This is a genomic window from Butyrivibrio sp. VCB2001 (assembly GCF_000423965.1).
GTDB lineage: Bacteria > Bacillota > Clostridia > Lachnospirales > Lachnospiraceae > Butyrivibrio.
Window position 1 is genome coordinate 62926 of the sequence record NZ_AUIZ01000018.1, and the last position, 13545, is coordinate 76470.

Genomic DNA, 13545 nt, shown 5'->3' on the forward strand with positions numbered 1-13545 from the left:
ATCTTTTTTATATTAACATGACTGCAATGAAAAAGGAGCAGACATTTAAATGTCTGCCCCTGCATTAGTTTTAAAGTATTATGCCTCATCAGAAGGAAGCTCAACCTTGAAGTACTTAACGTTAGCTGTAAGCTCTTCAGCGATCTTCTGAAGGTCGCGTGCCTGCTCAACAACAGATTCCATGTTGGTATCAAGCTGCATAAGGGATGCGCTTGTCTCCTGGGTTGATGCTGCGTTCTCCTCTGAAATACTTGAAAGAGACTCAACGGAATTCAGGATGTTCTCCTTGTCGGAGTTCATTGCGTTAACCAGCTCTACGATCTGCTTGTTGCCTTCCTCAGTTTCCTGAAGGAGTGCAAGCATCTGATCGAAGGACTCACTCATCTCTTCAAGAGCTGCCGTCTCATTGGTGATAGCACCCTTGATGGCCTCTGTGAGCTCTTTATTCTTAGCAGAATAATCTGTGATGGTTGAAAGCATGTTGGTGATCTCACCTGCAAGGTTATTGGTATCACCTGCCAGATCCTTGATGTTATCTGCAACTACCGCAAAGCCCTTACCTGCTTCGCCGGCTCTTGCAGCCTCAATTGAAGCATTGAGAGCAAGGAGGTTTGTCTGGCTTGCGATAGAGATAATGGACTCAGCAGCCTGTGTAATCTGAGCAACTACGTTTGCTGTCTCATTTACAGAGTCTGCAACCTGAGTAGCCATCTCGTCGTTCTTCTGATCCTGCTCTTTGATCTGTTCAAGCTGTTCCTTAACCTTGGTGGATTCTTCATAAACCTGACGGCCTCTTTCCATATTGGAGTTAGCGGAATCAAGAACGTTGTCTACGGAAGATCCCATGTTAACTGTGATAGAAGATGTGCTCTGAACATCCTCTGCCATAGCTGTTGCACCTGTAGCCAGATCGTTAACTGCAGAGCTGATGTCTGTAGTAGTCTTCTGTGAACTTGTGATGCTGTCCTTGGCAAGTTCTGCCTTGGAATTAACGGTATCAGCATGGTCAATGACTTTAACAAGAGCATTTCTGAGCTCATGTCTCATTGACTCCAGACCATCCATGATGTTCTGGAATTCGATGATCATACTGTCTGCTTTTATCTTGGTAACAAAGTCACCACCTGAAATTCTCTCAACATCCTTGCCCATCTTCTTGAGAGTTTTCAGTATGGCCATAATAATGAGAACAGTTATTATAAGGAGAATAACGGCAATAGCCATAAAGATGCCGGCATTTACATATATGCTTTTTGAAGTTGCTGCTTCTGCCTCTTCTTTCTCGTGAGTAGCCCAGTCCTCTGTGATATCAGTCATATCGCTGATATAATCTCTTGTTGCAAGGAACTGATTGGCAAAAGCTTCAATGTCGCCCTCATTGGCGTCAACGTTATAGGTGGTCTTCCAGGAATTAAACTGTGACTCGAAAGCAGGATAAACCTGTGAGAATGTCCTTCCATCGGAAGTAGTATGCTCCGTCCACAGATCATCATTGGTCTGGGCAAGAGCGACAGCCTGTTTAACCCTGTCAAAGGCCTGATCACAGTTCTCATAGTAATCACTTACATTCTGCTTTATCTGCTCCGGAGGCAAATACTGCGCGTAAGCATTAATATTCAGCACAGCAGTCTCAGCCTGATACAGATCCCTGTCCGCATTGATCAGGTTTGTACTTATGGTATAAAGCATGTCATAGTAAAGCTCTTCATCAGCTTGCTCAATTGATTTCATCTTAGTTGCATTTAGAATGATGCTGATGACAAGCGTTAATACCAGTACTGTTGAAATACCGATAAGCAAGAGTCCAAGTGGTGCCTTAAAGCCTGATTTCTGATTCATGTGTTTACCTCCTTATTCGAATCCCGTACCACTATTATATTGCTTTTCGGATTAAAGAATGTGCTTTTTGGCAAAAATTTATACTTTTTTTAGGCAATTTGTTTATATTTAAACATCAGTTTATTTGCCTATTTTTTCCCTTATCAGATCCCCTGTTCTTCTGATCTCTTCCCAGAAGTCCCTGGCGGATAACCTGATCGCCCCGCTTCCCATGACAATTACCTGTTCTATGGCATCAGAAGTGGCCACGGTTACCCTGTATTTCCTGCTTATCTCATGTGCAGCTTTCTCGATATACTGATCTGCAGTCTCTGCCTCTTTTGTATAAATAATCATCAGTCCGCTCTTTTCTTCCACATGTTCCCTTCCGCCGGGAACCTTGTATGCGTCGAAAACAAGCAGAACCTTCTCTCTCCTGAAGCCCTGGAAATTCACCAGCGTGTCGATAAGAGTATCTCTTGCAGCCTTTAGGTCATCCCTGGCAAGAGAAGCCATTTCAGGCGATGCATAAATAATATTGTATCCGTCAACCAGGAGATATTCCTTGTATTCATCGGGGTTTTCACCCTTTACATTTTCATATTTCTCACGCTTTTGTCTCTCGACTTCAAGGTCTCTTCTGGCTTCTTTTTCTTCGGCTGTCAGTGCAGTGACTTCGGTCTTAGTCTCTACGTATCTGGGCTTTACAGACCCGTAGGTCCGCTCGAATATTGCCTTTAACTCCTTGTCTTCCATGCGGAGCTGCTGTTCTATTTCGTCAAAAGACCTTGGGGCATTATCCTGTTTTCTAAGACGAGCCTGAAGCTTTTCAAGGGCTTCCATATCTATGCTGTCAGACAGATCTGTCTTCTTAATACTGCCGCCAGGGCTCCAGCCCGAGTCCACATGCATGTAATTTCTGACTTCACTCCAGGGTATAACGGTTCCTGCGCCGTGCATGCAAAATACTGAGTCAGCGGAGTTGTCAATATCAAGTTCCGGATCGTAACCAAGCTGCTCAAGGACTTCTTCTGTATTATGGCAAGGGGCATAACCACTTAAGGTAGTAAATATCCTGCCCTCGCCTCTTGTGTAGGAGGAAAGCGTGGTGCTGTAATCCCCCAGGCATGCTGCCGGAACAGTTCCTGTAAGGACTGATTTCCCTCCCTCTATGTCCGGTGAAGATACCGTACCGTTCATGCGCTGCATATCACCAAGTGCCCTTCCCACAAACTCCTGCGGAAGTTCAATGCGATAGTCAAACACCGGCTCAAGAAGGATGCTGTTCGCCTGCATCAGTCCCTGTCTTATTGCACGGTAAGTAGCCTGCCTGAAGTCTCCGCCCTCGGTGTGCTTTTCATGGGCTCTTCCTGCAAGCAGGGTTATCTTTATATCTGTAACCTCAGACCCTGTAAGGACTCCGAGATGTTTTTTCTCTAAGATATGAGTCTGAATGAGCCTCTGCCAGTTAAGGGCAAGGTCATCGGTACTGCATACGCTGTCAATTGCAATTCCGCTTCCGGGCTCTCCGGGTTCAAGCAGAAGGTGTACCTCCGCATAGTGCCTTAAGGGCTCGTAGTGTCCGACACCTTCAACAGGTCCTGCGATTGTTTCCTTATATACTATGTGTCCGGGGCCAAAGCCAACATCAAGGTCAAAGCGGCTCTTAATCAGATGCTTTAGAATCTCCTTCTGCACTTCTCCCATGGTTTGAACCACGATGCTCTTTGTAGCTTCAACATAATTAAGAAGAAGCATGGGCTCCTCTTCTTCCAGAGCCTTTAGTTTTCCGTATACCTGAATGGCATCGGCCTCCTCGGGAAGAATGAGAGTTGATGAAAGAATTGGCTGAAGAACCTCTGATACCGTCTCTCCTTCCAAAGTTCCAAGACCTTCACCGGCTCTTGTTTCCGATAAGCCCGTCACGGCACAGATCATTCCTGTCTCTGCCCCTTTGACCGCAGTGAACTTATCACCTGAATAAAGCCTTATCTGGTCTATCTTGTCATTACCGATCTGATCTCTTACCTTAAGGTTTCCGCTCATGATCTTCATATGAGTGAGTCTGTTGTTATTTTCATCTCGGCTTATCTTGAATACGCGGGCGCCGAAGGCTTTATCTGACAGGTCTTTTAAAGAGCCTTCTCCTGATTCCTGAAGATAATCTGCCACCAGGTCCAAAAGCTCTTTTACCCATTCCATCTTAAGGGCGGAGCCAAACCTGCAGGGGAAACACTTACGGGTTCTGATAAGACGTGCGATGTCGCTCTTATCTACTGCTCTGCCTTCAAGGAAACCTTCCAAGAGCTCGTCGTCGCATACTGCGATTTCTTCCTGAGTTTCGGCATCGGTTATGGGATTTGTGAAGTCAACGACATGGCTATTAAGGTCACTCTTTAGCGCAGACATTATGTCCTGCCGGCTGATCCCCTGAGCATCTGCCTGGTCCATCTTATTTACAAATATGATCGTTGGAACGTTATAGTGTGAAAGGAGCTTAAAGAGCACCTTGCCCTGACTTGTGACCTTGTCCGGGGCGCTGATGATAAGAACCGCCACGTCAAGAACCTGCAGAGTCCTCTCCATCTCAGGTGAAAAATCCGCATGTCCCGGCGTATCAAGAAGTGTGAAATTTATTCCTTCATATTCAAAGATAGCCTGCTTGGAAAATATAGTAATCCCGCGGCTTCTTTCAAGTTCGTAGGTATCAAGGAAGGTGTCCCTGTGGTCCACTCTTCCCATGTTTCTGATAGCTCCGCCGAGGTATAAAAGTCCCTCCGAGAGCGTTGTCTTTCCGGCATCAACGTGCGCAAGAATGCCGATGGTTAAATATTTATGCATACTCTTTTACTCTCTGACAGGTTCTACTCCAAGCTCTGCAAGAATCTTGTTTGCACCCTGGATCTTTTCTGTAAACTTGGTCAAAAATGCGTTGCGGATCAGAACACTCTTTTCCTCAAAGCCGAATCTCTTGGGGATATCATGAGTGATCTCAAGTATATCCTGCGCAAGCCTTGTGGCAGCACCTGCTTCGCTCATTGACATTATTCCGAACACTGCAGTTGAATATGCCTTCGAGGAAAGGCAGGAATCAATGAAGTAATCGGCAAAATCCAAAAGCTTTGCATTTACATCTCCCGTAATTCCCGGTGATAAAAGAACATCAAGATGATCTTCCATTTCTCTCCTTAGCTTTTTGGAATTAAAGATATTTATGCTGGTTCTTCCGATGACCTGGATCATGAGCCAGGCTTTCATTTCCTCTGCATATTTATTCTCTGCTTCGTTATTAATCATAGAAACCTCTCTAAATGTTGTTGCTTTAAAAACTATTATACAATATCTATTATCGATTCTTAAAATAATATAAACTATAACGAAATATGGTAAATTCTTATTCGCTCAATGCTATAATTATTTGTACTAGCTTTACTTATTTTATTATACCTTTTTGAACAGGAGATGAAAAAAATGAGTGAAAATGAGGCAAAAACATCTGCAAATGCTTCTGTGAAGAAAAAGAACAAGAAGATCAGTACCAAGCTCCTTACGTACATCCTTCCTGTTGTCATCATCACAGTAGTGGTACTGGTTGTTATCGCAGCAACTGTTTCCAAAAACAGAATGTCTGAGATGGCCACAGAGACACTTGAGTCTTCTATCTCAAACCAGGCGGACAACATCGACGCATGGCTGAGCGAGAACCTCCAGTATTTCACAACCGTAAAGCATACCATCGAAAGTCAGAATCCTACAGAGGCGGAATTTGTTCCTATTCTGGATACTTACTATGGCTATAACGAGAACTCTCCTGAGGGCTTCTATATCGGAACCAGTGACGGACAGTTCTACAAAGCCACCGAGTCCGGCATGGCTGCCGGAAATGTAACCGGAACCACCTGGTTTAAGCAGGGTCTTAGCAGGATCAGAATGGCATACGGTACCGCATACACAAATGAAGCCGGCGATACTGTTATCAGTGCCACCGGTATTCTAAACGACGGCTCCGATAATATCAAAGTCATCGGTGCAGACGTTTCCCTCAATAAGATAATGATCATCGTAAACTCCGGTGTAAAAATGGAGGATGCAAGTTCCTTCCTTGTAGATACCAATGACTACAAGATCCTTGCACACAGAGATAATACTATAATGGGTACGACTCTTGCAGAGTCAAACTCAAATCCTCTCCTTGCAGGTGCTGCTAAATCCATTATCAGTGGAGATCTCACCAGTAAAGAGATTGCAGACAACATGGTTGCCTTCAAAGAAATCCCGGGAACAGACTGGGTGCTTGTATCATACATTCCTACAAGTATCATCCTCAAGTCAGTTTCACAGATGGGAACTCTTCTGTTTATAGTTGGTGGAATAGCAATTGTCCTCATTATTTTACTTATCCTCTTCGTTGTCAGAAGAGTTATTGCACCTCTTGGACATATTTCCAACAACATCACATCTATGTCAGAGGGTGACTTCACTATCGATATCGATGCTTCAAGTAACGATGAGATCGGTGTCATGGGAAGCAGGGTTTCAGAGTTCGTTGCTTCCATGAGAAGCATGCTTTCACATATCAGTCAGGAATCTGACAAGCTGCAGGAAGAGTCAGATAACTCAGACAGAGTTTCAAAGACCATGTACGAAGCCTCCCAGTCACAGGCCGAAGCTATGCAGCAGCTCAATGAAACCGTTGATCAGCTGGCTACAGCTGTTAACGATATTGCTCAGAATGCCACAACTCTTGCACAGGTTGTTGCCGATACAAGAGATAACAGTGACAGAGCAAACGAGAGTATGAAAGAAACAGTCGGCATCTCCCAGAAGGGCCGTGAGGATATGGAAAAACTCAGCGTTGCCATGGAAGGTATTTCCGATGCCAACGAAAGACTTGTTGAATCCATCAACAAGGTTGGTTCCGCATCTGAAGAGATCACCAACATTGTCGGCATGATCGGTGAGATCGCCGAGGAGACAAACCTCCTTTCACTGAATGCTTCCATCGAGGCTGCAAGAGCAGGCGAAGCAGGAAAGGGATTTGCAGTTGTTGCTACACAGATTGCAAAGCTGGCCCAGACTTCTGCCGAGAGTGCAAACAATATTTCAAATCTTATCGACGAGGTTCACAAGCTTATCGGAGATGCTGTAGGCCAGGCACATGCCAGTGCTGACAGCATAAAAGAAAATTCCGAACTCATTCATGTTGCGGTTGGAACCTTCGATCAGATCTATACAAATATTCAGGAATCTAACGGACTTATCGAGGCAATGATCGAAGATATCGAGAAGGTTGATGACGTTGCCACCAACGTAGCTGCTATCTCAGAAGAGCAGGCAGCCAGCGCCGATGAGATTCTTGCAACCAGTGAGAACATGGTTGAGATGGCAAACAATATCACAAAGAGCAGCCAGGATGTTGCGGACAATTCACACGAGCTTGCTAATACATCGCAGACTCTTACATCCTATGTTCAGAAGTTTAAGATTTAAGGAGGCATGGAATATAATGAAAAATACAAAATTTAAAAAATTATTTGCATGTCTTTTGACAAGTATTGTTTTGGCAGTTTCTGTTATGGGCTGCGGAAGCTCATCATCAGGCGGAGGCGGCTCAACCAATGGTTCCGGAGTAAAGGTTTATTTCTCAACCATTACTCTTGATAACTTCAAAACACTGGTTATGAACGGCGTAATTGATGCCGGTGCCAAAACCGGAGTGACAGTAGATTGCGGAGAGCCCTGTGCTACTGTGGATGCTCAGGTGGCTCAGATCTCTCAGGCAGCCAAATCCGGCTACGACTGCATCATCTGTAATCCTGTAAATGCTGATACAGCCCTTCAGCTGGAAGTTGCAGCAGGCGGTATTCCTATCCTGTTCACAAATACAGAACCTGATGCTGCATATCTAAAGCCCAATAAATACATGTATGTAGGAAGTTATGAAGTTGATGCGGGCATGATGCAGGCTGAATATGTGTGGAACAAGCTTGGTAAGCCTTCAAGCATTAACATCTGTCTCTTCTCAGGTCAGCCCGGACATCCGGCAGCACTTGGAAGAACCAAAGCCGTTAAGAAATATTTCAAACAGCAGGGTGTAAATGCGAACTTTGCATTTAACGATACAGCTTACTGGAATACTCAGAAAGCTTGCGATGAGTTTAAGCTCTTCTTAAAGACAAACCAGCCTTATGACTGTGTCATCTGCAATAATGACGACATGGCACTTGGCGTAGTTCAAGCAATGCAGGAACTTGGCATGGATCCTCAGGCAGTTCCGGTTGTCGGAGTAGATGCAACTGTTGCCGGCTGTGAGTCAATCCTCTCCGGCGGAATGCAGTTCACCGTACTTCAGGATGCAGGCGCTCAGGGCGCTGCCTGTGTAGAAACAGCCATCGCCATCGCCAAGAAAGGCTCAGCTGCTGATGTTACCGGTGTTACCGAGGACGGCCTCTATGTATGGGTTCCTTTCTCACCTGTAGATAAGTCCAACGCATCACAGTACAAGTAATTAACACTCAGACCTCAAATAACTTCATCCCCTTGTGGCGTCTTTCCAGATATTGCGGAACGTAGTATACGGAGAGGCGCCACTTTTTCGTTCATTGCATGTATCACAGCAGATCTATAAGCCCCTGAATTCCCTTCTGCTCATATATCTTTCTGTAATATGAAACCTCATCCTTAATGATCAAGTCTATCTGCTTCATTCCAAGGAGCTCTACAGGCGCCTTGTCATCAGTCATGATATGACCTCTTCCCATATAGCTCTGGCTTGTATCCATGACCTTTTTCATCATAGCGCTAAGGTCTGGATTATCTTCCATGGCAGCGTTAGTACCAAGTCTTACCATGAAATCATCTGAATCAGTTGCAAAGAGTTCCTTATTGGTCGCATTCGGAACATCTACTACAACAACATTTTCAAATACATGACCAATTGTATCCGCAAGATATGTATTGATGCTAGCTTCACCCTCAGAATCTCCGTCAGTAAATCCATCATCGCTGTACATATTCATGTTAACGACCATAACTCCGCCGGGAGCCAAATGCTCTTTTACCATGGTGAAGAACTCTACAGATGACATCTGGAAAGGAATTGTAATATCCTGATAGGCATCGACCATGATAACATCGTACAGATCCTTGTCTGCTGCCAGATACGCTCTTCCATCATAGGTTGTAACCTTCGCATCCTCAGGAAGCTGGAAGTATTCATGCGCAAGGGCAGTGATCTTGTCATCAATCTCAACACCCTCAACCTTAACATTGTCAAAATATCTTGAAAGCTGAGTCGCATAGGTTCCGGAGCCCATGCCTAGGATCAGAACGTTGCAATCCTCACCTGCTGCCTGTTTTTCCTTGATGCCTGCCATATAAGGCGCAGCAAGAGCATAATCGTAATACATTCCGGTAAGAGCCCCGTCCTTGATCAGGATAGACTGGACACCGAACAGAACATTTGTAGAAAGAATCACTGTTCTGTCTGTTTCCTTAACCTGAAGGTAGTTGTAAACCGACTCTCCTTCATAAGTAAGTCCGTTTTCCCAAAATGCAAAGCTGGTATTGTGGCCAAAAGCAACGCAAAGTACGAAAACCAGGATACCAGCTATGATCCTTGTCATATCACCTTTGGCCAGAGATTTTTTTCCTTCTGCCGGACTTAAGAAATAAACTACAACCAGTGCAAGCAAAACACCTGCAAAGATCAGGAATGTCACGGCTGTTCCTACTGCAGGGATTGTCACAAACGTAGGCACGAAAGTACCGATGATACTTCCGACTGTATTTGATGCACCAAGAGTTCCGATGATCTTTCCGTTATCATCAAGTGAATCCGTGGTGTATTTCGCAAGGCTCGGTGTTACTGTTCCCAGAAGGAAAAGCGGGAATACAAACACCACCATACATGCTGCAAAAGCTGCAATAACCAGGAAATTGCTGTTAACCGTAAAAATTATCAGCGCCGAAATTCCTATAATAATGTACTTACCAACAACGGGTATCAGGCCTATCCAGATAGCTGCGACAAGTATCCTTCTATAGAGCTTGTCGGGATTTGGATCTTTATCCGCCTTCCTTCCGCCGTAGATATTACCCAGTGCCATAGCGATCATAATGGTTCCGATGATAATGGTCCAAACGATCTGCGATGAACTAAAGTAAGGTGCCAGAAGCCTCGATGCCCCCAGCTCCACTGCCATAACGGACATTCCGGCAAAGAATTCCGTCAGATACAAAAACAATTTGTTCTTTAGAATATTTCTGTTGTTCAAAACTGTAACCTCCCCCTGTTTCGGGCTTATCTTTCCTCGAATATTTATACCATATTTGAAGGCTAAATGTAACCTTACCACGCCAAGTATTATAATAGAATTATCAATATTTATAGGGAGGCAAACATGAAAACAGGTAAAAAGACAAATCCCGCAAAATTCTGGCTACTGGTATGGCTTCTTGGCCTTGCCGGACAGCTGTGCTGGAACATTGAGAATCAGTGGTTTAATACCTTCGTGTACGCCAAGATTGCCAAGGATCCCACCATCATATCCTGGATGCTTGCAATATCAGCTCTTGCCACTACGATCTCCACGTTCCTCTTCGGCTGCGTTTCTGACAGGAAGGGCAATCGTAAGACTCTTATTTCCCTGGGCTATATTTTCTGGGGTGTCTTCACTATTCTCTTTGGAACGACTGAGTTTTTGGGCAAAAGAAACAGTGACACAGCAGCTTTTATCGGAATTGCCTTCGCTGTTATCGCTGCCGATGCCATAATGAGTTTCTTTGGTTCCATGGGTAATGATATCGGATTTAACGCCTGGATTAACGACCACATGACACCTGAAAACTCCGGCTCTCTTGGCGCTGCCCTGGCAGTTCAGCCTGTCATCGGAACCATCGCAGGAACTGTGCTTGGCGGACTACTGGTCGGAGCTAACGACAATTATATGCGCCTGTTTGTAGTTATCGGCGGTAGCGTGATTGTCCTTGGACTTGTGTCGCTCTTTGGCATGAAGGATGTGGAAACTCTGCGCCCTTCGATCAAGGGTAGTTTTAGCCAGCAGTTCTTTTCCATATTCAATGTAAAAGAGTATTTAAAGCATCGCGAGCTTGTCTTCGTCAACCTGATGCTGGCCGTTTACTTTATTTCATTTAATGTCTACTTCTCACACCTTGGAAATTTCATGATCTATTACCTCGGGTTTACTGCGGATACCATGGGCCTTATTGAAGGCGTAGGACTTCTACTTGCCATGTTCACGTCAATTCCGGCCATTAAGTTTATCCGTGAAGATAAATCTTCTCTGATCATTTTGTTTGCAGTTGTGATCAACGCCATAGGTCTTCTGGTTATCGGGCTTTTGGTTTCACCGGAAAACGTAAACCCATCTACTATCTGGAATCCCGTTCTCCTTATCGGAGTCCTCCTTGTAGGCATCGGCTACATACTCTTTTTGCAGACCATTACCGTTTGGTCAAAAAGGCTCTATCCCGAGGACGCGAGAGGCCAGTTTGAAGGCATCCGCATCATTTTCTACGTGCTGATTCCTATGGTAGTTGCACCTCTCATCTCAAACCCTATCATCAAGAACAATGGCGAGATAATTGATGAAAACGGCTTTACGGCCTACCTTCCCACAAATACGCTGTTCCTGGCAGGCGTCGTCATTGTACTCCTTACTCTGATTCCTCTCTGGGCTGCGAACAATGCACACAAGTGAGTCACAATTTTTTTATCCTTCTTTAAGTTTGGATTTAGGTAGCCATGCAATAATGACTTCAGAACAAAGAAAACCACGTGCACTTACAGTGCATCTAATCCAAATAAAGTGAGGGAAATAAAAATGCTTAGAAGAGAAAAAATCACAGTAGCCTTAATGACCGTATTCATTGCATCAGCGCTTACACTTACAGCTTGTGCAACAACTGATATTGAAGATAAAGTTTCATCTATGATCGGAACGGAGTCGTCCGCAAATACAACTGAGCCTTCCATGGAAAAAGAGCTTTCGGAGTCCGGAGCAAGCACCCAGGAAGAAAATCTTTCTTCATCATCTGCTTCGGCAAGTTCCGACACACTGATAGATACTTCAGATCTCTTTTCCGAAAGAGATCTCGAGCAGGAGGCTGACCTTACAGATGCTTACTACATGACACTTGAGGATGGCCAGGACATCAGTATCACACAGGAAGGCGTATACGTAATAAGCGGAACAGCTACCGATGTATCAATTATTGTAGAGGCTGCAGATACCGACAAAGTGCAGATTGTACTTGATGACGCAAGCATTACCAACACAACAGATCCGGCAATCTACGTAAAGAGCGCAGACAAGGTATTTGTAACCACAGCAGATGGCACCAGCACACTTAAGGTCACAGGAACCTTTACAGCTGATGGCACAACAAACTTAGACGCAGTTATCTACTCAAAGTCAGACCTTGTCCTCAACGGAACAGGAACACTTAACATCGAATCAACAGCTAACGGAATTTCTGCCAAGGACGACCTCAAGGTTACAGGCGGAACCTATAACATAACATCAACTGAAGATGCTGTAGAGGCTAACGATTCCATCAGGATCTACGATGGCTCTTTTGATATAACAAGTAAAAAAGACGCTTTCCACAGCGAGAATTCAGATGACGATACTCTTGGATATATCTACATCCAGGACGGCAATTTCACAATTAACGCCACAGAGGATGGTATTCAGGCAACAACCGTTCTCATGATTGACGGTGGAACCTTTGATATCACTGCTGCAGAGGGACTTGAAGCAACTTATGTGCAGATCAACGGTGGAACCATCAAGATTGAAGCTTCCGATGACGGAATCAACGCAACTCAGAAGAGCACTGCTTATGATGTTGTTATCGAGGTTAACGGCGGAGACATCACAGTAAACATGGGCGCCGGAGACACCGATGGATTTGATGCCAACGGTAATATCTACATCAACGGCGGAACAATCTCAGTTACCGGAAACTCAGCCTTTGACTGGGACGGCGAAGCTCAGTTAAATGGCGGAACAGTTACAGTTAACGGCGAGGAAGTTACAGAGCTCACCAACCAGATGATGGGCGGAATGGGCGGATTCGGCGGAGGCCGTGGAGGAATGGGTGGTCAGATGCCTCAGGATGGTCTGATGCCTGAAGGCTTTGACGGACAGATGCCTGAGGGTGGTCAAATGCCGGAAGGCGGACAGATGCCTGAAGGTGGTCAGATGCCAAACGGCCAGAACGGTCAGTTCCCGGGCGGCGGAAGAGGCGGCAGGATGAACGGCCAGAACGGTCAGACTACAACAGAAAGCAGTTCAAGCAGTAGCCAGGGCTAATTTCATAGTTACACAAAAAAAAGGCGCAGCCATCAGGCCAATGTCATTAAGTTAAGATGACACTATAAAGATCTCTACATCTGAAAATGATGTAGGGGTCTTTTTTTCTAAAAACAGTTGACATGTAAGCATAAAAGTGCGGCCGCTTTCGCTACAGATTTATTTTTAGAGGTAGCGAAAGCGGCCCTTGAAATTAGAGGCAAAAGTCTAAATTCAAGGAGGTGCACGTGAAATCAAAACAAGTTAGAGATATTTTACTAAAGGAGATACACAGCGTTTGCAAGTCCATCGATCAGTTCTGTGTTTCTCCGGGAAAGGATTTTGTTAGGAGCAGAAAAATACCAATTGAAAAACTTATACTAGCAATCATAGGTATGGGGAACAGAAG

The 13545-nt window shown here is 44.8% G+C and carries 8 protein-coding genes; 4 read left to right on the forward strand and 4 right to left on the reverse strand.

Annotated features, from left to right (window positions below):
• Window positions 1-78: 78 nt before the first annotated feature.
• From G589_RS0114540 to G589_RS0114550, 3 genes are all read right to left on the reverse strand, one after another.
• Complete coding sequence (locus G589_RS0114540; RefSeq protein ID WP_026522631.1) at window positions 79-1839, reverse strand: methyl-accepting chemotaxis protein; 1761 nt, start codon at window positions 1837-1839, stop codon at window positions 79-81.
• 120 nt (window positions 1840-1959) lie between these two features.
• Window positions 1960-4659 (reverse strand): translation factor GTPase family protein, encoded by a 2700-nt coding sequence (locus G589_RS0114545; RefSeq protein ID WP_026522632.1) that lies wholly within the window; start codon window positions 4657-4659, stop codon window positions 1960-1962.
• Between the two features lie 6 nt (window positions 4660-4665).
• Window positions 4666-5115: a DUF6553 family protein gene (locus tag G589_RS0114550; protein ID WP_022769694.1), complete on the reverse strand. Its 450-nt coding sequence runs from the start codon at window positions 5113-5115 to the stop codon at window positions 4666-4668.
• A 174-nt stretch (window positions 5116-5289) separates the two neighbouring features.
• Here G589_RS0114550 and G589_RS0114555 point away from each other — a divergent pair, with 174 nt between their 5' ends.
• Window positions 5290-7308 (forward strand): methyl-accepting chemotaxis protein, encoded by a 2019-nt coding sequence (locus tag G589_RS0114555; protein WP_051192407.1) that lies wholly within the window; start codon window positions 5290-5292, stop codon window positions 7306-7308.
• 16 nt (window positions 7309-7324) lie between these two features.
• Complete coding sequence (locus tag G589_RS0114560) at window positions 7325-8326, forward strand: substrate-binding domain-containing protein (RefSeq protein WP_026522634.1); 1002 nt, start codon at window positions 7325-7327, stop codon at window positions 8324-8326.
• A gap of 103 nt (window positions 8327-8429) precedes the next feature.
• Here the strand turns inward: G589_RS0114560 and G589_RS0114565 are convergent, their stop codons facing one another.
• Window positions 8430-10094: a spermidine synthase gene (locus G589_RS0114565; RefSeq protein WP_026522635.1), complete on the reverse strand. Its 1665-nt coding sequence runs from the start codon at window positions 10092-10094 to the stop codon at window positions 8430-8432.
• A gap of 126 nt (window positions 10095-10220) precedes the next feature.
• Here G589_RS0114565 and G589_RS20115 point away from each other — a divergent pair, with 126 nt between their 5' ends.
• Together G589_RS20115 and G589_RS20120 are read left to right on the forward strand one after the other, a co-directional pair.
• On the forward strand, window positions 10221-11540 hold the full coding sequence (locus tag G589_RS20115) for an MFS transporter (RefSeq protein WP_035776197.1): 1320 nt from the start codon (window positions 10221-10223) through the stop codon (window positions 11538-11540).
• Between the two features lie 123 nt (window positions 11541-11663).
• Entirely contained in the window at window positions 11664-13157 is a 1494-nt protein-coding gene (locus G589_RS20120) for a carbohydrate-binding domain-containing protein (protein ID WP_081669066.1), read from the forward strand.
• Window positions 13158-13545: the final 388 nt, after the last annotated feature.

Excerpts from the sequence above, each read along its gene's own strand:
- G589_RS0114540 (WP_026522631.1), bottom strand. The coding sequence starts at position 1,839 with ATGAATCAGAAATCAGGCTTTAAGGCACCACTTGGACTCTTGCTTATC.
- G589_RS20120 (WP_081669066.1), top strand. The coding sequence starts at position 11,664 with ATGCTTAGAAGAGAAAAAATCACAGTAGCCTTAATGACCGTATTCATT.
- G589_RS0114560 (WP_026522634.1), top strand. The coding sequence starts at position 7,325 with ATGAAAAATACAAAATTTAAAAAATTATTTGCATGTCTTTTGACAAGT.
- G589_RS20115 (WP_035776197.1), top strand. The coding sequence starts at position 10,221 with ATGAAAACAGGTAAAAAGACAAATCCCGCAAAATTCTGGCTACTGGTA.
- G589_RS0114545 (WP_026522632.1), bottom strand. The coding sequence starts at position 4,659 with ATGCATAAATATTTAACCATCGGCATTCTTGCGCACGTTGATGCCGGA.
- G589_RS0114550 (WP_022769694.1), bottom strand. The coding sequence starts at position 5,115 with ATGATTAATAACGAAGCAGAGAATAAATATGCAGAGGAAATGAAAGCC.
- G589_RS0114555 (WP_051192407.1), top strand. The coding sequence starts at position 5,290 with ATGAGTGAAAATGAGGCAAAAACATCTGCAAATGCTTCTGTGAAGAAA.